Annotated in this window: 17 protein-coding genes; 12 read left to right on the top strand and 5 right to left on the bottom strand. The window is 36.7% G+C overall.

Going from position 1 to position 22,523, the window contains the following annotated elements; all coding sequences use genetic code 11:
- Window positions 1-359: 359 nt before the first annotated feature.
- Complete coding sequence (locus tag AABK36_RS03605) at window positions 360-497, bottom strand: hypothetical protein (protein ID WP_309937653.1); 138 nt, start codon at window positions 495-497, stop codon at window positions 360-362.
- A 229-nt stretch (window positions 498-726) separates the two neighbouring features.
- On the opposite strand from AABK36_RS03605, the gene hisS reads away from it, so the two are divergent.
- From hisS to AABK36_RS03575, 6 genes are all read left to right on the top strand, one after another.
- Window positions 727-2,124: a histidine--tRNA ligase gene (hisS, locus tag AABK36_RS03600; protein ID WP_309937652.1), complete on the top strand. Its 1,398-nt coding sequence runs from the start codon at window positions 727-729 to the stop codon at window positions 2,122-2,124.
- A 103-nt stretch (window positions 2,125-2,227) separates the two neighbouring features.
- On the top strand, window positions 2,228-4,198 hold the full coding sequence (locus tag AABK36_RS03595; protein ID WP_309937650.1) for a T9SS type B sorting domain-containing protein: 1,971 nt from the start codon (window positions 2,228-2,230) through the stop codon (window positions 4,196-4,198).
- 180 nt (window positions 4,199-4,378) lie between these two features.
- Entirely contained in the window at window positions 4,379-4,720 is a 342-nt protein-coding gene (locus AABK36_RS03590) for a YbaB/EbfC family nucleoid-associated protein (RefSeq protein WP_309937649.1), read from the top strand.
- A 59-nt stretch (window positions 4,721-4,779) separates the two neighbouring features.
- The gene (locus tag AABK36_RS03585) at window positions 4,780-5,817 is read left to right on the top strand and encodes a glycosyltransferase family 2 protein (RefSeq protein ID WP_309937648.1); all 1,038 of its coding nucleotides are present in this window, start codon (window positions 4,780-4,782) and stop codon (window positions 5,815-5,817) included.
- Window positions 5,818-6,143: 326 nt separating this feature from the next.
- Window positions 6,144-7,928 (top strand): tetratricopeptide repeat protein, encoded by a 1,785-nt coding sequence (locus AABK36_RS03580; protein WP_309937647.1) that lies wholly within the window; start codon window positions 6,144-6,146, stop codon window positions 7,926-7,928.
- Between the two features lie 158 nt (window positions 7,929-8,086).
- Window positions 8,087-9,064, top strand: a complete 978-nt coding sequence (locus AABK36_RS03575; RefSeq protein WP_309937646.1) for a pyruvate dehydrogenase complex E1 component subunit beta — start codon at window positions 8,087-8,089, stop codon at window positions 9,062-9,064.
- A gap of 80 nt (window positions 9,065-9,144) precedes the next feature.
- Here AABK36_RS03575 and porT read toward each other — a convergent pair whose 3' ends face one another.
- Window positions 9,145-9,945: a type IX secretion/gliding motility protein PorT/SprT gene (gene porT / locus AABK36_RS03570; RefSeq protein ID WP_309937645.1), complete on the bottom strand. Its 801-nt coding sequence runs from the start codon at window positions 9,943-9,945 to the stop codon at window positions 9,145-9,147.
- Window positions 9,894-10,616 (bottom strand): bifunctional demethylmenaquinone methyltransferase/2-methoxy-6-polyprenyl-1,4-benzoquinol methylase UbiE, encoded by a 723-nt coding sequence (gene ubiE / locus AABK36_RS03565; RefSeq protein WP_309937644.1) that lies wholly within the window; start codon window positions 10,614-10,616, stop codon window positions 9,894-9,896. Before ubiE ends, porT begins: the two co-directional genes overlap by 52 nt.
- Window positions 10,617-10,910: 294 nt before the next feature.
- Here ubiE and AABK36_RS03560 point away from each other — a divergent pair, with 294 nt between their 5' ends.
- From AABK36_RS03560 to AABK36_RS03545, 4 genes are all read left to right on the top strand, one after another.
- The gene (locus AABK36_RS03560) at window positions 10,911-14,192 is read left to right on the top strand and encodes an AsmA-like C-terminal region-containing protein (protein ID WP_309937643.1); all 3,282 of its coding nucleotides are present in this window, start codon (window positions 10,911-10,913) and stop codon (window positions 14,190-14,192) included.
- Between the two features lie 102 nt (window positions 14,193-14,294).
- A complete protein-coding gene (locus AABK36_RS03555; protein WP_309937642.1) occupies window positions 14,295-14,423 on the top strand; it encodes a hypothetical protein in 129 nt (42 codons plus the stop codon).
- A gap of 136 nt (window positions 14,424-14,559) precedes the next feature.
- Window positions 14,560-16,056 (top strand): NAD(P)H-hydrate dehydratase, encoded by a 1,497-nt coding sequence (locus AABK36_RS03550; protein ID WP_309937641.1) that lies wholly within the window; start codon window positions 14,560-14,562, stop codon window positions 16,054-16,056.
- Between the two features lie 270 nt (window positions 16,057-16,326).
- Entirely contained in the window at window positions 16,327-18,033 is a 1,707-nt protein-coding gene (locus tag AABK36_RS03545; RefSeq protein WP_309937639.1) for a GAF domain-containing protein, read from the top strand.
- A gap of 239 nt (window positions 18,034-18,272) precedes the next feature.
- Here the strand turns inward: AABK36_RS03545 and AABK36_RS03540 are convergent, their stop codons facing one another.
- Together AABK36_RS03540 and AABK36_RS03535 are read right to left on the bottom strand one after the other, a co-directional pair.
- On the bottom strand, window positions 18,273-18,605 hold the full coding sequence (locus tag AABK36_RS03540; protein ID WP_309937638.1) for a hypothetical protein: 333 nt from the start codon (window positions 18,603-18,605) through the stop codon (window positions 18,273-18,275).
- Window positions 18,606-18,654: 49 nt separating this feature from the next.
- Window positions 18,655-18,807, bottom strand: coding sequence for a hypothetical protein (locus AABK36_RS03535; protein WP_309937637.1), 153 nt, complete (start codon window positions 18,805-18,807; stop codon window positions 18,655-18,657).
- Window positions 18,808-19,214: 407 nt separating this feature from the next.
- Between AABK36_RS03535 and AABK36_RS03530 the strand changes: the two genes are divergently transcribed.
- Window positions 19,215-20,708, top strand: a complete 1,494-nt coding sequence (locus AABK36_RS03530) for a hypothetical protein (RefSeq protein WP_309937636.1) — start codon at window positions 19,215-19,217, stop codon at window positions 20,706-20,708.
- Between the two features lie 9 nt (window positions 20,709-20,717).
- Complete coding sequence (locus tag AABK36_RS03525) at window positions 20,718-22,229, top strand: SpoIIE family protein phosphatase (RefSeq protein ID WP_309937635.1); 1,512 nt, start codon at window positions 20,718-20,720, stop codon at window positions 22,227-22,229.
- Window positions 22,230-22,523 lie beyond the last annotated feature (294 nt).

Genomic DNA, 22,523 nt, shown 5'->3' with positions numbered 1-22,523 from the left:
GCTTAATTTTTTTTTGTCTTGAAACAGATAAATCCCCAAAGCTCCAACGGCATATACCACCCCTGTGACAAATCGTACAAACTTCCTGACCTCATCCAAAGTAAACCCCTCAAAAATATGCGTACCCGCAAAAACTCCTAGCTTAAAAAATAGAATGCATAAAAATGAAAAAAGAGTGAGTTTTTGAACCGTATTGAGAGATTTAAGCGACATAATTGATGCTGAAAATTGAGCTTTAAAGATTTTTTATCTTAGAGCACAAAAAAATAATGCCGTTTTTAAGCGGAAAACAAAAAAAGCCAGTCACTTTCATGACCGGCTCTAATTTCTTTACTGAAAAGTAAACTAGTTATCTCAGATTATTGAGCAGCTTTCAACTCTTCAACATCTACTTTTTTGATTACTGGAGTAGAGTTCAATCTTTTGATAGTTTCTTTTCTTACTCTTGAAACAGTTCTGTTTCTTCTAGCTTTTCTGTTTATTCTGCTGTAACCCATTTTATTTCTATTCTTAAGTTTTTCAAATCAGATCGCAAATTTAATGGTTTCATTTCAAATAGTGAAATATATTTCATTTTTTCTCTGTATTGAATAAGCTTATTTTCAGACAATTCGTCATGCGAGCTAATATTAAAAGAATCATCAGCTTTTTATTGCGGAGTTTTTTTTATTTTTGTCCGCATATATAAGTTTATTACACAGCTGTCAAGCGACACGAAACGTTATCATGGCAAAACAAAAACCAAGCATTCCTAAAGGAACAAGAGATTTCGGACCTGACAAAATGGTCAGAAGAAACTATATTTTCAATACGATAAGATCTGTTTTTGAAAAATTCGGTTTTCTTCCTCTTGAAACGCCTACTATGGAAAACTTATCCGTGCTTACCGGCAAGTACGGAGACGAAGGCGACCAATTGCTATTCAAAATCCTTAACTCTGGTGACTTTACAGAAGACGCAACGCATCAAGATTTTGACAAGGGACACAAGCATCTTACACCTATAATCGCTAAAAAAGGGCTTAGATACGACCTTACGGTGCCGTTTGCAAGATATGTTGTGATGAACCGAAACGACATCGCTTTTCCATTCAAGAGATACCAAATCCAACCTGTATGGAGAGCGGACAAGCCTCAAAAGGGAAGATACAGAGAATTCTACCAATGCGATGCTGATGTAGTAGGCACAAACTCATTGCTTTGCGAAGCTGAAATTGTCATGATGATCAATGAAGTATTCGGGAAATTTAAATTGAACGACTATGACATCAAAATCAATAACAGGAAAATCTTAACTGGAATCACCGAGGCTATTGGAGCGGAAGGAAGAGAAAGTGATTTCTGCGTGGCAATAGACAAATTGGATAAAATCGGCCAAGAAAAAGTATTGAATGAGCTTAGGCAAAAAGGTTTTAGCGATGAAGCTGTCGATAAAACAAAGCCTGTGCTTGAGTTCAAAGGAAACCTTGAAGAGACAATAGCATTCCTTAAAGAGCTATTCGGCGCCAATAGTGAAACTCCAACGTCGAGCACTGGAATAAAAGGTATTGAAGAGCTAGAGGAAGTGTTTAATTATTTGTCAGCTTACGGACATTCTCCAGAAGAATTGAATGTCGATTTCGACATCACGCTAGCTAGAGGTCTTTCTTACTACACAGGAGCGATCTTTGAGGTTAAGGTCAATAATGTAGAAATTGGCAGCGTGAGCGGTGGTGGCAGATACGACAACCTTACGGGAGTATTTGGCTTGGATGGGACATCCGGCGTTGGCTTCTCATTTGGCGTAGATAGAATTTACGATGTGCTTGAAGCGCTTGATTTATTCCCTGTCGAAAACCTTGTTTCCACACAGGTAATGATCGTTCAGTTCGATAAGCAAGCAGGCTTGCACGCTGTTGGCCTTGTTAAAAAGCTTAGAGAAGCTGAAATCAAGTCAGAGTTGTATCCGGAAGCAAACAAGTTGAAAAAACAAATGACTTATGCCAACAAGAAAAACATACCTTTTGTCATTCTTGTAGGCTCCAATGAAATTGAATCCCAACGCTACGCTTTGAAAAATATGGCGGAAGGCAATCAAGAAGAATTAACAATAGATGAAATCATCGACAAGCTTTCAAAACAATAACCTTAGAAACAAGTCGTTTATTTTATAAATAATAACCCTTTCATTCTATTTGAGAGGGTTTTTTATTATATTCTAGAAAATTTTGAGACTAAAACTATTCATTTTGACTCCAAAGGGATTTATATCGAAGATTTTTTGGCTGTTCGTTATAGCCATATTTTGCAGCAATACCACTTATGCAACTAGCGACCCTTATTCTGAATGGATATTAAGCGAAAACGGCTATTTCAAAGCCTCAATCACCAAAGGCTGTAGCGGAGTAACCGTTCAGTTTGTAAATACGAATCCTGAAACTTCCGAAGCTCAATTAGTCCAATTTAACTACGATGCAATAGGAAATGATGATTATATCAATTACGATGAAGGCAATGAAGATCTTTATCATGTATTTTCAAATACATTCACTGAGACAAAAATATACAGAGTGCTAAGATGGGCTCAACATGAAGGGAATAGTGGGTTTCAAGAACTGGATTTTATAGAAATAGAAATAAAACCTTCTGATATGAATCCTGTACATGGAAAACTTAGAGAAGGTGCTGATTTTGATATAAAGCCTTGCTCGGATAGAAGAGTAAAAATTGAGTTCAATGAAAACAGCTTCTACGACAAATTTGAAGTCCTAGGAAATACATATAATAAAGGGGAAACAACGCCTCCAATTCAAAGCTCAAGCGCATCAATGAATTTAACAGTCGCAGGGCTATTTCATACAGAAGACAATAGAAATTGCGAGAATACATCCACAGTAAGTGTAAATACGCCAAACTCTTTATTAAATCCGAATATCGACTCTCTAATTGTAGATGAATTAGCTGAAAACGCGAATATTAAACTTACTTTTCAAAAACAAGCCGGGGCATACTATGAATACTTTAGAAAAACAAACGACAATAATTCAATACAAATTTTCCCCGCAAACGAAACTAATACCCAAATTACAGATCAATCTATAAATTCTCAGAAAAACATCTATGAATACCAAGTAAAATCATTGGATGCATGCACTGAAAGCAACTCAAAGCTTTCTCCTTTTGTAGCATCTATAATTCCTTCCGCTAAAAATGGCAACAACGCCATCTTAGTTGACTTGAAAACTTCAAGCAACTACAACTTTGATTTGGATAGAAATAAAAGCAGCTTGGCTAGAAACCTAAATCAACATGTTGTTCCTTATGAAGACAAAGGCACAAATTGCGGTTTTGAATATTTATATCAATGGACAGGTCGAAACTCTCACTCAATAAGCATATCTCCTGAGGTTTCTATCAAAAGCGAAATACAGCGTGAATTATTCCCATTAGTAAATATTAACGCGGATATCATTAGCAACGAATCCGTGCAATTAAGCTGGGACCTGCCTGAAAATCAATCGATCTCTCAATATGTAATTATCGATGAAACCAACAATTCTACGTCAAACTCTACAGAACCTGAGATCACCCTAAACAACCAAAATACTAACTCTGGTCCTTTAAACTTCAAAGTTGGTTATCAAAACTCCTGCAAGCAAGAATCTCCTTTTAAATCCGCAAAAACGATATTTCTGGATTACGATCAAGAGAGCAAAAGCATCGCGTACTTATTTTGGGATGAATATATCGGCTGGGAAAATCAGCCGGAATCATACTTTATCCAAAGAGAAAGCAGCTCTTCTCCTTTGCCTGAAATTGAAACTAATGAATTTGAGCATACAGGAAGAGGCAATGAACTCAACAACAAAAACATAAAATATAAAATAGCAGCCAAGCGAGGAGATGTATTCGTTCGATCTAACTCGGTCAGCCTCATCTTGGAGCCTGTTATAGAATTTCCTAATGCATTCACGCCAGACAAAGATGGCATTAATGATAATTTCACTTTCGTAGGCATAAGCGAAGTCGAAGAGTTCCAGCTGTATATCTACAACCGATGGGGCGAGCTTATATTCAATTCAGAAGATCGAAATATTGGCTGGCAAGGCTATATGAGTGACGGAATAAAAGCTCCGGCAGGCGCTTATTCTTATTCTTCAATCATCAAAGCCAACGGCGAAATTTACGAGAAAAAGGGTCTAGTCAATCTTATCCGCTAAACCCACTATTGGGCATCTCGAAAAAAAACAATACTTTTGCAAATACGTAAGTTGTAAGGGCGTTCGTCTATTGCCAATAACAAGTCTAGATAATTAATATATATCTCTATTATTAAAAAGGTATTCAGAAGCTCGCCACGCAAAAAGATTTTACAGAATTAAAGATAAAAATTCTCGACTATGTTCGATATGATGAAAATGATGGGCAAAATGAAAGAGGTGCAAGCCAAAGTCAAAGAAGCCCAAGAGAAGCTTGTTGATGTTCGTGCGCATGGAGAATCAGGAGCTGGTTTAGTGAAAGCAACTGTCAATGGAAAAAAACAAGTAATATCGCTTGATGTTGACTCTTCTCTATTGAATGCTGATGATAAAGAAATGATGCAAGACCTAATCGTCGCTGCGGTCAACAAAGCCAATGAAGAAGCAGAGCAAATAGCCAAAGCGGAGTTGAAAAAATCCACGGAAGGATTATTGCCTAATATTCCTGGAATGGACTTAAGCAATCTTGGAGGTCTTTTTTAATAAAAAACATACATCAAAACCAAGAATAAGCTTAAATTCTTGGTTTTACCCTACCCAATATGACGAAAGCAGCGATTATTATTCTAAACTTCAATGGTAAGCATTTCCTAGAAAAATTTTTGCCTTCAGTAATGGAGCATTCGGGAATAGCGGAAGTAATCGTCGCTGACAACAAATCCACAGATCATTCCGTCCAATTTCTTCAAAATAGCTACCCGGAGATAAGAATCATTCAAAACCCGGTAAATGGCGGTTTTGCCAAAGGTTATAACGATGCTCTGAAAGAAGTTGAATCCAAATACTACATCTTGCTCAACTCCGATGTTGAAGTCTCGGAAAAATGGATAGAGCCTATTTTAAAGTTAATGGACTCTGATGAACAGATTGCTGCATGCCAGCCTAAAATTCTGTCTTTCAAGAACAAATCGCACTTGGAGTATGCCGGAGCTGCTGGAGGTTTTATAGACATTTTGGGCTACCCCTTTTGCAAAGGAAGAATTTTTGATACTGTGGAAGAAGATCAACCTGAATTCAATAAGACCTATCCCATTTTTTGGGCTAGTGGCGCGGCATTATTTATCCGTTCTGAAATATACCATGCCATAGAAGGATTCGATGAAGACTTTTTCGCGCATATGGAAGAAATCGATCTATGTTGGAAAATCAATCGCTTGGGCAAAAAAATTTATTACTGCGGCGAAAGCAAAGTTTATCATGTGGGAGGGGGAACTCTGCCGATGGGCAATCCCCGAAAAACGTATTTGAACTTTAAAAACTCATTAATAACTCTTTACACAAATTCACGCTATTCGGATCTATTTTGGAAAATTCCGCTTAGATTCGCTTTTGACTTGCTTGCCATATTCAAATTTTTGTTTAGTTTTGATATTGGCAGTATCAAAGCCATACTTCAAGCCGATTGGGATTTCTTGACATCGCGAAAAGAAATAAGAGGAAAGCGAAACAATTTTCTCAACAAATATCCTATTGTTAACTCTCCTTATCAGTACAATGGCTTCATCGTTCTGGATTACTTTTTAAAAAAGCGAACCAAGTGGCATGATTTTGAATTTTTAAAAACAAAAAATAAGAAATAATTCAAATTATATTATACAAAAATACGATTATACCCAAATATGACTTTTTAAACATCCCTAGAAGCAACTTTTTTCAACAACATTAGTCATAAAGCCTATAGAAGTAAATACATAGCAACAAATGGCTGATTCTACGAGCTCTGCATAATTAATGTACAATTCTAATAATATTCATAAGTATTAGTCTTGTTATAAAGATGCTAGGAACAAATTCTAACAAAGTCAAATAATTTTCTAAAGAAACTTTGCATTAGTTCATAGATAAAGATAATTTCGCTACGTATCAGTAGACAACTAACTGAATAATTAACAAAATAGAACATAAGATGAAAAGACGTTTTATTCCAATAATCCTTGCCGGGGTTATGACTTTTTCCGGTTGCGCGTTGAATAAAATGGCCAAGATGGCGAAGGAACAAGAGGTAACTGTTGATCCTAACCCATTGGAAGTGCATGCAGATGCAGTCGAGTTTGACATGTCTGCTGTTTTGCCAACTAAAATGATGCGCAAAGGCTTCGAATACGAAATCTCACCTGCTTATAAGTATGACGGCAAAAAAATCGACCTTAACAAGGTAACACTTGAGGGAGATCAATATGCTGACAGCGACAAAGCGCCAAGAGTAAACGAAAACTTCGAATTCCCATACAATTCAGAAATCACTAACGGTGACTTGGTAGTTTCTGGAACTGTAAGAAACGTCAAATCAGGTAAGGAAAAAGAGGCGGTGAAAGATTTCGCTGTCGCTAAAGGATTGATCACTACTTCTACTTTAGTGGAAAATGTGTACAGCCCTTCATACGCATTCCATGGTTACAACAACCAGGAAGAGCTTGTTCCTACTTACGTTGAGTTCTTCTTCCAACAAGGAAGTCCTGTTTTGAGCCTTTACGCTGCTTCCAACAAAGAAGAAGGTAAAGCTTTCAAAGCATTTGTAGCTGAGAAAAATGTTACAAGAACAGTTATCATTACTGGTACTCACTCACCTGAAGGTCCAGAAAGAGTAAACTCTAACCTTTCTGAAAATCGTGCGAAAGCGGTAGAGAAAGAATATAGAAAATTGATGAAAAGGTACGACTACAAAGGCGCTGCTGATTCAATCAAATTCGTTCTTAAGCCGGTTGTTGACAACTGGGGACAATTCAAGGAAGAGTTGAAGTCATTTGACAAAATCAACGAATCTCAAAAGCAAGAAGTGTTGAGAATAATCAACGGTCCAGGTTCTTTCGAAGAGCAACAAGACAAACTTGCTAAATTGAAGTACTACAAGACTTTGTTCAATGGCATGTATCCTTCTTTGAGAAATGCTAAGACTGAGATCTTAACAGTTCTTGAGAAAAAATCAGATCCAGAAATAGCTGCATTGGCTAAGCAAATCATTGATGGAAAAGTTCAAGCTGATACTTTGAATGACAATGAAATGCTTTGGGCTGCTTCAATGACTCCTTCGTTGTCAGAAAAGCAAGCTATTTATGAAGTATTGATCAGACAAACAAATGCTTGGCAAGCGCACAACAACTTGGGTGCAATCTACATCGCTCAAGCTGCTGACGCTAAAGGTTCTGAAAGAAGCTCTTTGTTGCAAAAAGCAAACACAGAATTCGAGCTTGCTAACAAACTTCATGAAAATGGAGAGTCTTACGCTAACATGGGTGTAATCGCTTATATGCAAGGCAACACTCAACAAGCTTACGAACTTGTAAACAAAGCTTTCGCTAAAGGTTTGAACAAAGATGCTAAATCTGACTTGCAAGGTGTGAAAGGTGCTTTGGAGATCCGTCTAGGAAAATATCCTCAAGCGATCACTACTTTGTCTTCTGCGACTCCAACAGCTGACAACTTGTTCAACAAAGGTCTAGCTCAATTGCTTAACAAAGAATACCAAAACGCTAACGTTACTTTCGCTGACGCTATCGACAAGGATTCTAAACTAGCTATCGCATACTATGCTGCGGCTGTTTCTAATGCTAGACTTGACAGAACTTCTGATGTTGCAGCTAACTTGAAGAAAGCAGTTGCTATCGATCCTAGCTTGAAGAGCAAAGCGCTTACTGACTTGGAATTCTCTAAAATTTCAACTTCAGAAAGCTTCAGAAACGCGGTGAAGTAATTCACTTAATTCATATAGACATTCAAAAAGAGTCTGCCTGATTTGGGGCAGGCTTTTTTTGTTACTATATTTATAAGCGACTGTGAACAAAAACATTTTTTATTGTTCTACTATATAAATTTCGATCAAATTCTAAATAAAATTTTAAAACAATACCAATGAGAGAAATACAGTTTAGAGAGGCGCTCCGAGAGGCCATGTCAGAGGAGATGAGAAAGGATGAGAATATCTTTATCATGGGTGAGGAAGTTGCACAGTACAACGGTGCTTACAAGGTGACTCAAGGAATGCTTGACGAGTTTGGCGCGGACCGTGTGATTGACACTCCGATTGCTGAGCTAGGTTTTGCAGGTATTGGTGTAGGAGCGGCGATGAATGGCTTGAGGCCAATTATTGAATTCATGACGTTCAACTTTTCATTGGTGGCGATCGACCAGATTATCAACTCTGCGGCAAAGATGAAATCTATGTCAGGAGGCCAGTTCGAGGTTCCTATGGTATTTAGAGGACCAACTGGAAACGCCGGTCAGCTAGCAGCTCAACACTCTCAAAACTTCGAAAACTGGTATGCAAACTGTCCAGGATTGAAAGTTGTGATTCCTTCAAACCCTAAAGATGCGAAAGGATTGCTTAAAGCTTCAATCAGAGACAATGACCCAACAATATTCATGGAATCTGAATTGATGTACGGCGATAAAGGACCAGTTCCTGAAGGCGAATACATTATTCCTATCGGTCAAGCTGAAGTAGTAAGAGAAGGCGCTGATGTAACGATTGTTTCTTTTGGTAAAATGATGAAAGTAGTGAATCAAGCTGCTGAGGAATTGGCCAAAGAAGGAATCAACGCTGAAGTAATTGACTTGAAAACGGTAAGACCAATAGATTATCCGACTTTGGTTGAGTCAGTGAAGAAAACGAATAGACTAGTTATTATTGAAGAAGCTTGGCCATTGGCTTCGATCTCTACAGAACTTACTTACCATATTCAAAAGCATGCGTTCGATTATCTTGACGCGCCAGTTCAAAGAATCACAAATAGAGACGTGCCGCTTCCATACGCACCAACGTTAATCGAAGCAGTATTGCCAAATGTAAAAAGAACTATTGACGCGGTAAAAGCTGTAATGTACAAATAATCACCGCATTCAAAGACTATAAAACAATAAAGGCTTCTTAACAGAAGCCTTTATTGTTATTAAATATTTTTATCATTAGACTATTGGAACTGTAGATACAGAGATACTGTATTAGTCGTTAGTTTTTCCATTCCCTTTGTGATATTTCGATCTTCGTTAGCTCCAAGTTGATCCAAGACTCCAAATGAAAACCTTAGCTCAGGCGCGAACTTGAAAAGCTCAAAATACTGCTCCAAGCCAAATCCTATCTCCAAGGACAAATTAAATTTCTTCGTCTCAAAAACAACTTCTTCATCTTTCTTGCCTGACGCTTCGAATGCAGGTGTAAAACCGCCAATCAAATACATCCTTGAATTGCCTCTCCTTAGAGACTTCAATCTAAACAAAATAGGCACTTCCACCATCGTATTGCTCACCGACTCGCTAGTCATCAAGAAATGCTCCGGCATAGCATCATTCACATATACATAGTCCAAGCCATATTCATTAAAAGTAACCTTTGGAGTAATTCTAAAGTCAAAAAACTCAGAAATCCTCAAATTCCCGATGAATCCCAAAGCAAAGCCAATTCCCGGTCTAGTATTAATGGCTTGCACCTGATCAAACATTGACGACTGAGTAAAAGCGTCAGAATACTTCAATTTATAAATCGAGCTATGCAAGCCGATTAAAAATCCGTACTGCAACTTTTTCTGATCGTAATTGGGAAGATTGTAACTGTACAAATGCCTGTTAGGACTTTTTCCCTTGTTTTTATTCTTTTTTTGCCCAAAAGCCGCCCCCTTTGGCATGACCATAATCAAGACCATGGCCATGATCAAGCATTTGCTTACTTGCTTCCCGTATAAATGGAGCAGATTCCGAATGTTAGTGGTTTGCATAGTGTCTCTTTATAACCTATCTTATCTAAGATGCCTGTAAATTTCTCCCCGTCAGGAAAAGCATTTACTGATTCTGGCAAATAAGTATAGGCCGACTGATCCTTGGAAATAATCTTACCAATAAGAGGCAATATATTCTTGAAGTAAAAATTATAAAGTTGCTTCATAGGAAAAACCTTTGGCTTGGAAAATTCAATGACAATCAACTTTCCTCCAGGCTTCAACACTCTGAACATATCAGACAAGCCTTTCTCCAAATTTTCAAAGTTTCTCACGCCGAAAGATACAATCACAGCGTCGAACTTATTATCTTCAAACAGAAGCTTCTCCGAATCGCCCATTCGCAACTCAATCTTATCTTCAAGTCCTGCCTTTTTGATCTTCTCCTTGCCCACAGCCAACATTCCTTCAGATATATCCACTCCGATAATCTTCTTAGGCTTGGCATCCAAAGCTTGTATTGCAAAATCACCAGTACCTGTGGCAATATCCAAAACAAGCTCCGGCTGATGTTTTTTAAGGATCTTAACGGCCTGCTTACGCCAGTAAATGTCAATCCCCATGCTCAATAAATGATTCAACAGATCGTATCTCTTGCTGATATTATTAAACATATCCGCCACTTGTTCCTTCTTGCTGCCTTTTTGATCTTTGTAAGGTACTACTTTCATTACGGTAATTTATCGTTACTTTATCCACACAAAGTTAATCAAAAAAACAAAGTAAGCTAAAGAAAACAAGCCATTGACATTTTGGAATCAATAAAATAAGAAATATTCCAGAAAAAAAAAATTCAATCGGTCGGACAATTTAATATTATAACAAAAAAAGAATGTAATATTTATCAGTACTTCTTCAAAATCGCTCTTTCTAATATTTTATCTAAAGTTCATAAATCAATAATGACTGTTAGGGGATTTTGCTCGTAAAATGTATTGAAGTATAATAAACCATATATACATAGCATGAAACTTTTAAAAGCAACAGCATGGCTGTTCATCTTGATGATTGCGCTTTTTAGCCTTGCCTTCGGGCTTTTTTATCTCAACCAAAATGCCATCAAAGAAAAAATCGTCTCAATCGCCAACGAATCGCAACCTGGTTATTTAGAGATTTCATCTGTTGAACTCGAACTTTTTTACGATTTTCCCAACACGACATTGGGCATTGACGGATTGAAATACTATGAATCAAAAGAGCCTAATGCCACAGATAGCGCAAACTTTCCTATCTTGAAAATGGATAAAATGCATTGCAGCATAGACATGCTCGCTTTGCTCAAAGGAAACATTTCTTTAAAAAGTCTGGTATTCGAAGACGGCTATATCGGACTGAGAAAACATGAAGATGGAACGCTTAATCTTAGCAATGCTTTAGGATTTGACATCCTTGCCGCTGACACAAGCCAACAAGCGCAAACGGATACTGCTAAAGCAAACTTTGAAAACTTATTGGTTGATATTCAAAAGGTCTCTTTGGACAATATCATCATCGATCTTGAAAATAAGAAAAAAGAAAGCAGAACCGCTTTTAAAATCGACAATATAACTACGTCATTCCAATTCCAACCCGAAAATGTCAACTTGAATTTGGATATCGACATTGAGCTTCTTGGCGTAGCAATGAATAATAAAATCTTAGGCAAAGGCAAAAAGCTTCAGCTTAACACATCCGCGACTTTCGATAGAAGTCAAAAACGATTTGACTTGGCCCCCTCCACTCTTATATTAGACGCAGCGGCCTTTAACTTGTCCGGCTATTATGACGCTTTGAATGATGGTTATGTTGATGCCAAAATAGAAGCAACTCAACCTGACATACAGTCAGTGCTCAGTTTGCTCTCATACCAACAAAAAGCCCTCAAGAGAATAAAACATGAAAATGGCTCCGTGAGCATTACTGCCTCCGCGAAAGGACCAACCAAAGGCCAACATCCTCACATAGATGTTGACATCAAACTGGATGACATCGCATTTTCTTCCACTGAGACCAATGTCAGCCTGAGAGATTTCAACTTATCAATGCACTTTGACAATGGAGACAGCAATACATTGGAAAGCAGTACCGTATTGATTGATAAACTCGAAGGAACATCTTCAAAAGGACAGTTTAACGCCTATTTGAAAGCCAATAACCTTAAAAATCCTCATGTCATCGCCAAAATCAATGCTGATTTGGATCTTAAAGGTTGGGAAAAGATTCTTGACCTGCAAGGCATATCGGATCTGGATGGACAATTGCAAGCTGTGGTGGATTTTGACCAAACCATAAATCTTGATAACATTCATTCAAAAGATTTACTAAAAGACTCGAAAAAAAATGGAATCATATTAAAGAACATATCTTTCAAGTCAGAACACTATGACAAACCCATACAAAACATTAATGGAGTCTTTTATTTATATGAAAACCTAGTAGGCATTCATAACCTCCAAGCAAGTTTGGGAGAAAACAAAGTCAAAGTCAACGGCAATGTCGCGAATTTTAGTTCACTGATATATGGAACGAAAGAAGTGATAAAAGCCAAATTAGACATCAATGCGGAAAAATTGATATTAAGCGAATTGCTAAGCCCGGACTCAACATTGTCAAATTCCATAGATGAAGAAATCGACAACTTTCACCTTGTTTGCAATGCAAAAGTTCTTTCCACTGACCTGCTGAATAAAAAGCTTCCCGAGTTCTCCTTTGAAATCGAAAACTGGAGCATGGATCTCAAAAATATGGCAGACCTTAAAAACCTGCATGGAATCATGGGAATCAAAGGAAAAGCTATGGGAATAAAAAAACTTGAAGGAGTCATTGGAGACAGCGACTTTAAACTTATCGCTGGGATCAATAACTTCGACGCCATTTTCAAAAACAATCGAGATTCATTGCAAATGATGGAATTCGGATTTGATATCGAATCCAAGCAAATGAAAATGGAAGATTTAACCGTTTACAATGGCAATAGCATACTACCATCTCCATATGACAAAGAAGCTTTAAGCTCATTCCATATCAATGGCGGAATGAAAATTTCAAATCATGAGATTATCGCGTTAAATGACTCCACACAAGAAAAAGCTTTGCCAAAAGCCAGCGTTTATATCAATGCGCTTGAAGGCACTACTAAATTCTACCCTTTGGCTTTGAGAGATTTCAAATTCAACATCAATCTTGACAAAGGAAACATTGACGTCTCGGAATTCAAAGGCAAGCTAGGCAAAAGCGACTTTAGCTTTACTGCTCACCTGAAAGACTTTGACAAAGCGAAAAAAGAAAACTTGCCTGAACTTCTCAAAGGCGAATTCGCATTCAATGCCAAAGCGCTGGACTTGAACGAACTCATGAGTTTTCATTTACCTGAGAGCAAGAATGCGTCAAGCGAAGAAGAGCTTATCGAATTGCAACAACAAAGCCTTAAAAGCGGAGAAAGAAAGCTCTTCAAAAACAATTTGCCAAATCTCGTCTTCGAAGCGAATATCGATGAAATTCACTTCCTAGACTATGATATTAAAAGAATGAATGGAACTATCACTTCAAAAAATAAAAAAATCGACCTTGAAAACCTTTCATACAATATCGCTAAAGGAGACATGATCATAAATGGTTTCATTGACGGCAGTCAAAAAGACAGTATTAAAATCAACAGCTCGGCTTCGATACTTGGTATGAATATCGAAGACATGAAGTTCAAGATGACTTACGAAGATATTGACATTGACTTTACTCGTAATTTTGAAGGCACATTGGACGCTAAATTGACTTCGAACCTTACAATCAATCCTGATTTAACTGTAGACCTTGGCAAAAGCGAAGCAAAAGTCGAGGCATCGCTCAAAAACGGAAGAGTCAAAGACTTCGCCCCAATGGAAATGCTATCAAGCTATTTTGGCAATAAGGATTTGAGCAATGTCAAATTTGATGAAATAAAAAACAGTTTTGTGCTTGAAGACGCTAAACTTGTTATTCCCAAAATGGACATCAATTCCACCATCGGACATATTAAATTCTCGGGAGAGCAAGATCTTAACATGAACATGGAATACTATGTAGACGTGCCATTGAAGCTTATACGAAGTGTTGCTTGGAACATGCTTGTCAGTAAAAAGAAAAAAGAAAAAGATGGAGAGGATGAAATTCAAAAAGCAAGCAAGGGAGCATATATAACTGTCAATGTAAAAGGCAATATGGATGATTACAATATTGGCATCGGAAAAAAGAAAGCCAAGAAAAACAAAAAGAAGGACAAAACTTCTTAAATGTTTAATTATCAATTATGCCTATCGCTCATATTGCTTCGAGAAATATTCATTATTGCGATATTTTTTACTAGTTTTGGGTAAACTTAAACAATAATCACCATGTTAGATGCACCAATAGGAGAAGGCGCTAATACATTTATTTGGATTTTCTTGATCCTTGTAGGATTCGTCAAAGCATGTGTTGCTTTGGATATCCTTGGGCAAAAATCTCCAAAATCACACGACTAGTTTTTGTGTGGTCGCGCCGCAAGACATTAGCTATTCTCATTATTGAGAATAGCTTTTTTTTTTACACTTTTCGGTCAACATCAAAGCGCTGATTTTCGATTAAATAGTAAACCACCTACGCCCCCAAGACAAGCTCATGAAAATATTTCCTGCCAAAACGATAAAAGAAATCGACGCTCTTACGATAAAAAACACTCCTATCAGATCCATTGACCTAATGGAAAACGCCTCAAGAGCCTTCACTTTAAAATTCATGTCTTTGATTCCGGACAAGAAAAGTAAGATTCTTATTCTTTGCGGTCAAGGAAATAACGGTGGAGACGGACTCGCAATCGCTCGACTGTTGCTATTTTATGGTTATCATGTTAAAGTTGTGAACATCAAGCACAGCTCATCCTCCACAGAAGACCATCAAATCAACCTTAAAAAATTAAAATCCATTGGGGCACCTCTTCTGGAAACAAATCAAATCAAGCAAATTCAAAAAGAAATCATATCATCTAAAGTCATAATTGATGGGATGCTGGGTTCAGGTCTTGACAGACCTTTAAAAGGCTTGTTAAAAGATATTGTCGAATGCGCTAACCAATCCTCGGCAATTAAATTCGCTATAGATATTTCCACAGGATTATATTGCGACTCTCCTATGGAATCCAATATCGCGTTCAAAGCAGATCATACGATTACTTTTCAAATCCCTAAACTTGCCTTTTTGCTTCCTGAGAATTTCATATGGGTTGGTCAATGGGAAATAGTCAATATCGGACTACATAAAACTGCTATAGATAACTTTATTTCCAATAATTACTATGTAGACAGCAACTTCATTCAAAATATCAGTCCTTCCCGATCCAAATTCGACCATAAAGGAACTCACGGCCACGCTTTATTAGTCGCTGGTGAAAAAGGCAAAGCTGGAGCTGCAATATTATGCACCCAAGCATGTCTAAAAAGCGGAGCTGGCCTTGTCACTACACAAGTTCCTTCAAAGCTTGCTGATTTTATTCAGCTATCAGCGCCTGAAGCCATGGTTATACCTGATGAGGGGATTAACATTATTTCTAGCATTGAGCCATCAGATAAACATAGCGCTTTGGGAATTGGTCCGGGCATAGGCAAAGATGCCATTACAGTGAGAGCTTTGAAAGATTTGCTTAGCAGAGACAAACTTCCTCCGCTTATTCTTGACGCCGATGCATTGAATATATTATCAGAGCACCAAGAAATTCTCGATTCTCTCCCCGAAGGAAGCATACTAACACCTCATCCCAAAGAATTTGAACGCTTGGCAGGTGCATGGAACAACGATTTTGAAAAACTTGAATTACAGAAAAAACTAGCCAAACGCATCAATGGCATCGTGATAGTAAAAGGTGCCCATACTTCAATTGCCAATTCAAATGGCGAACTTTTTTTCAATAGCACAGGAAACCCCGGCATGGCCAAAGGCGGAAGCGGAGATATTTTGACCGGACTGATCACAGGTTTAAGAGCAAAAGGTTCTTCCGCATTGGACGCTGCACTTCTAGGCGTTTATCTCCACGGACTCGCCGGCGATCTTGCCAAACAAAACTTGAATGAAGAGAGCATGAATGCTGGAGATATTATTGACTTTCTATCTTTCAATCTTTAAAATTTAAGCTAGCTCGCTTTTGAGTTCTAAAATTAATCCTAATCCCTAATGGATAAAAGAATTTGCTTGGTTTCAAACACAAAATGTGACAAACAATGACATATTTCATATAGATAAAAATAAATATAGACTAAAGTAACAATCTATATATCTATATAAAGTAAATAATATCAAACACCAACTCAACATCACACGTTTCCGTTTTCTTTACTATTATTAAAGCCTATTAAATCTTAGTTTTTACCTACATTTTTTTAATAGTAATTCAACATGAAAATCCCCTTTAAAATACTAAGCGCCAACAAATACAATGAGCTGATCCAGTATCAGAAAAAAAATGAAACCGAACTAAATAATGTTTCTAAAGTCATCAAAAACATTAAAAAGAAGAAAGAAAGCATCAAATTTTCTTCCAACTCAAATATCCAACAAGCACTCAAAGGTCTACATAACGAAATCCTCCTAGCTGATGAAGCCAATAATCTGAGAATATGGGAAACTGAAGGACTTGCGATATTCAACAATATCCTTCGAGAGAAATTCGATACTTTCGAAGCTCTTGGCGACTCCATTTTAAGAAAAATCATTGAATATGTGAATGCCAACCAAGGGTCCTTCTTTATTCTGGAGGAAAAAGGCCCTGAAAAGCTATTGAAGCAAATCAGTCGCATAGCCTATGGCAGAAAGAAGCATACTGAAAAAATCCTTGAACTAAACGCCAGCATCACGGGAGAAGTGGTACTAAACAAAAAGTCGATTTACTTGACGGACGTTCCCGACTCATATATCAGCATCGGTTCGGGCCTTGGAGAAGCTAAACCCAAAAACATTTTCATCTTCCCCGTGCATCAAAACGAAAAAATCCTAGGTGTAATAGAAATTGCTAGTTTTCAAATCCTCAAACCTCATGTCATAAAATTCTTGGAGTTGCTGGGAAGCTATATCGGCGCATCCATTTTCAACATTAACAATACGCTCGAAACTCAAAAGCTCCTCCATGAATCGCAAGAGCAAACAGAAATGCTCAAAGCTCAAGAGGAGGAGCTGAGGCAAAATACCGAAGAGCTTAAAGCGATCCAAGAAGAGATGAGTAAAAAGCAGAATGAGCTCATTAGGCTAAAAGACAATCTAGAATCTGAAGTAACCAGACAAACCCAAGAGATCAATGAATCTAAAAATGAACTCTCTCTACAAGTCAAGAAACATGATTCAACATTAAACGCCATAAAATCAAACACAATATACGCGGAACTATCCCCTCAAGGAATCGTGTTAGATGCCAATCAATATGTATGCGATTTGTTCCAAGTCACATTATCAGAAGTTTTAGGGCAAAAAAGAGTTGGCTTTGAATATCATCCATGCTTTGATGAAGGCAAATCCATTTCCATGACGACAAGAGTACCAGTTGGCAAAGTTTACAAATGGGTAAGGGAAAGCTTCACTCCTATAATGAGCGATCATAACAAAGTAATCAAAATCATCAATATCGCACAGGATATCACAGACGGCAAAGAAAAAGAAATACAATTGGCTAAATCTCTTGAAGAAATTCAAACACAAGAGGAGGAATTGAGACAACAGATGGAAGAAATGAACTCCATCCAAGAGGAATTGCATCATCAGAAAGACGAATTATTTGGCATTACCAATGCCATCAATCAGATTATGGGAATTCTTGAGTTTGACAAAGAAGGCACTATATATCATGCAAATGAATTTATGCTAAAAGTCGCCGAACAGAAAATCGAAAATGTGATACATAATAATATAGACAACTTCAAATTGGATGTCAGCGATAATAAAAGCCACAAAGAATTATGGGACACTGTGGACAAATACGGCAAATACCAAAGGCAAGTGATTAATGAAACCCCCAATGGAAACGCAGTCAAATTCGATGTCAATTACCTTCCATTCATGAACAACAACAATGTCATGACTAAAATAATCTGTATTTGCAGACCTTTAAATTAATCTTGAACATTATAATCAGACAAAGGTGGCTAAATAGACATATCAGCGCAGGTTTGTAACCTGCGTTTTGTTATCATACTCTGCTATTTTCATCAGGTTCCTAAAAAGTTCAAGTTATGCCAAAGCTTCTGAATATTAATTATTGTAATAGCTAGTCGCTGGAATTAAATATAAGTCATCAACTTTACACTGGCGAAGAGATCTAATTCCTATAGTTCACAATGCAATGGAGTCACTTTTTATGATTTCATATTCAAGAGCTCAAATTCTTTATTTGAAGACACTTTTCTTCTCCATTCATCTACCTCACAACATTTTTCCGCATCCAAATTGAAGTCAAATAACCATGCTTTTAATATCAAAAACTCAGCTACTGGGAAATTGCCCACTTCCCAAGCCATTTTATATCCCACTAACCCAAACTGAGTATACATTTTCTCTAATGAACTAAATATTTGTGTAAATAAAATTTCACTTTCAAACCTTACATCACAGAGAACTGCTCGATAATCAGTGTTCTTCACATAACTTTCCTCAATTTTTAATATAATCAATGAATTCGGATTTCGCATTTCAATATTAATTGAAAAATAACTCATTTCATCACACCAAATTACTTTGTCAATGTATGGAAAAATACAGTAAACTCTCCTCTAACATGACTTCTTTGAGAAAAATCAACTTATCTAACAATTCTTGAAATTTATCTTCATAATCAGAGCTGTGAGCTATTTTTACTTCCACCCCCTTTTCACTAGTAATTACGAGGTTCATCCAACCCAGCGTTTCTAATTCAAAATTAACATTCATATTTATCTCATTTAAAAAATTTATTTCCTTGAGCTAAAGTTCTTATTTTAACTACTTGTCTCTAAATAAACACCAAAGCTAATTAGCTTATTCACTTAATTAATAACAATATCATCATAAGGAATATTTGCATTTGAATTCTACTCAAACAAATCACACTTATCACTTTACCAAGTAACACTTAGACACTCCCACGCACCCTTCAAGGGTATTTTTTTTATAAATATTATTTATTTTTTAGATTTTTACAGTAATTTTATAAACATTGAACAAAACATTACATTGCACTAAGCACATACTGGTTTTTCATACGCTAATAATAAATTATTTATTACTCATAGCAGAAAGCCACATAACACAACAATGACACAATGAATATTTCAGAAGATATAATAGAATTGGACGCTGAAATCCAAAATCGTTTAAATATAGAAGCTAAAGCACTTACGAAAGAAAAATATCTTTATGAACGAAAAGGTCCTTGGCCACAACCTTCGCCCGAGCATCCATTAGGAGAAGCGCCTGCGGTACTACATCTACCCAAAAAGGAAAAAAGCAAATGGAGATGGAATATAGGACTAAGGTATTTTAGAAATATGATTACCTACTGGCCAGTAGCTTTAGCTTACACATTCAAGAATCCAACTATAGACAAAGTAAGCGATGAAGAATTCAATTATATAATGACTGAAGAATCATACAGCAAATTTCTTCATACTTGCATTGACAAAGACAAGAGAGACGCTTTTGCTGAATACATGACAGATGAGAATGGAGAATATTTTATTATCGACTTAACGCTTATTAAGCATATCATCCCATTAAAAGACATGTATGCTAGTCCAACGGTAGCTTTATTTAAAACAAACCCTAAAAATAAAAAAAAGGAAGTAGTCGCCATATTAATGCTATTCAATGGACTTGTGCTTTCGCCTAATGATGGCAAAGCTTGGGAATTAGCAAAATACTATACGCTACAAGGAGCAACTTACAAGCTTGTGCTATCTGAACACGCTTTGCTTCACTTTCCATTTGACTGCATTAACGCAATCAGCAAAACTACTTTGCCAAAGGACTCATTGCTGTTCAAACTCATGAATCCACACTTTGAGTTCACACTGGCATTGAATATTTCCGTCTTAGAGTCTCCAAACTCTCCGATTGAAAACCACCAATTCATGCCATACTCAGCATTGGTAGGAAAACCCGAAGGGTTTAGAAACATGCTTGTTTCCGGCTATAAAGGCATTGAAGGCAATTCATGCTATCCATTATACCAATACACTCTATCCCCAAGAAAAATACACTCTGACTATGGCATTTTCTTGCAAGAGTACTTTGACACTTTTTTAAGATTCGTTACAAAAGTGGTCAAAAAAATTCCGGTGGAAGAATATGCTCAAATAAAACTTTGGGCCAGGCATATATCCAAATGGATTCCAGAGTTTCCTGATGAAATAGAAATTTGCGATGAAAAGGTATTAGCCAGAGCTGTAACTAAAGTGATTTGGGATGTTTCGATAGCCCATGCTGCCGATCATTATAATTATTCCACTATCAAAATCAACAAAGTACCTTTAAGACTAAGAGTAAAGCCTCCACAAAGCAAAAAATGTGATTTTGAGCAAAAAGACTTGGGTAAATTTGTAGACATTTTTAAATACAAAATGATCCAAAAGCTATTTTTCAAACCAACAAATGTGACATTGCTTAAAAACACCCAATATAACTTCAACAGCAGCGAACTAGTCACCTTGAACCAGGAATTTCTTTCTGATCTAAGGCAAACCGAACAAAAATTGCTGAATAGAGGAATAAAGAACTTTATACCTCTTGATCAAATTTCAAGAAGTATACAATATTAAATAAGACTCATGGTTATACTGGATAAAATTGTTAACTATTTCATCTCTTCGGAAACAAGCATGACCGAAGAGGAATTCCAAAAAAGAAAATTTTTACTCTACACGGTATTAACAACTTTCTTTTTAAGCATCGTATACTACGTTTTTTTGAGTTACATTGATTTTGACAAAGGAGCCCAAACAATGGTCTTCTTTATTGTCATGCATATAATCTTTCTAATTCTCAACAAACTAAATACATCGGCTTGGGTCATTGGAAACTTATTTGCCTTCATGAGCTTCTCTGGCTTTGTAATCATTGGAGGGTTTTCAAGTGGAATCTCTTCAGCAGTGATTGCTTGGTATATTTCCACTATTGTGTCAGCATATTGGTATGCAGGTAAAAGTTCGGGAATTTTTTGGTCCACGCTTTCCATATGCACTGTAGCGGGATTTTTTATCGCTGAGATCGCTGGTTATGAATTTCAAAATGAGATTCCCATACAGCATCGTTATCTATTTTCTGGAATTGCCTTCGTAGGTGTTATGGCATATTACCTTATCGTAATAACTACTTATGAAAAATGGCAAAACAAAGCTAAAAATGCCTTGGAACAGAAAAATGACGAAATTCTCGCCTTCAATGAAGAGCTAATGCAACAAGCCGAAGAGATTCATGCTCAAAAAGAACAACTATACGATTATAACAAACAACTTAACGCATCCAATCAATTCATAACTTCAAGCATTAATTCAGCAAGTAGAATTCAAGAAGCCATGCTTGGAGAAAAAGAGAGCATTATCAATGAATTCAAAAGCGGTTTTATCTTTTACCTCCCAAAAGATATTGTCAGTGGAGATTTTTATTGGTTTTCATGCAAAGGCGATTGCGACATATTCGTAGTCGGTGATTGCACGGGACACGGGGTTCCTGGAGCATTCATGACTATTATGGCTCATAACCTTTTAGACAAAATCATCAACAACTGGGGTATAAAAGAGCCTAAAAAAATACTTGAAGAGCTTGACAAAGGAGTCCTGAACAATTTCAAAAATCGAGAAAGCGAAAAAATCAGTGAAGGAATGGACTTGGCCGTTGTTTGTATTAATTACAAAATGAAAAAGATCCTTTTCAGTGGAGCAAAAAGCCCTCTGTTCTATTATACTCCCGAAGGAGAATTCAATATTATACAAGGCTCTAGATATCCAATAGGCAGCTTTCACTACCAAGCCAAATTCTTTGTGGAACATGAGATAGATTTAGTAAAAGGAACTAAATTTTATCTATTTTCAGACGGATATCAAGATCAATTCGGTGGAGACAAAAACTCCAAATACATGAAAAAAAGATTCCGAAATTTCATCAAATCCATTTCAGAATATGACTTGACTAAACAACATGAAATGGTCGTTGATGAGTTCTATAAATGGAAACGCAATTACCCGCAAACCGACGATATTATCATATCAGGTTTTGAAATTGACACTGAAAAAAAAATATTGCCTAAAAAAGACACACAAATACCTTATGCGACAATATAGCGTAAGGTATTTCTTCAGATAAGCCCCCCTCATTTTCTAGTGCAAAAACCGTCTCACTCCCTAATCTATGATATTTTATTGAATATGAAGCTCCAAGAGAGCTTTTCAAGACAATGTTTTTCACATAAAAGGGAGAATAATGTAACAGAATTCTTAAATTTGGACTTAGTAATACAAATGTCCATATTTTAATTTAAAACTATCATATCAATTAAAATTTGTAAATAATGGTAAAAATTTTGATTTTACCGTCACAGGGCATTAGACATTACAACCCAACAATATCAACAAGTG

The organism is Aureibacter tunicatorum, assembly GCF_036492635.1.
Taxonomy (GTDB): Bacteria; Bacteroidota; Bacteroidia; order Cytophagales; family Cyclobacteriaceae; genus Aureibacter; species Aureibacter tunicatorum.
This window is presented reverse-complemented; position numbering and strand designations above follow the sequence as displayed.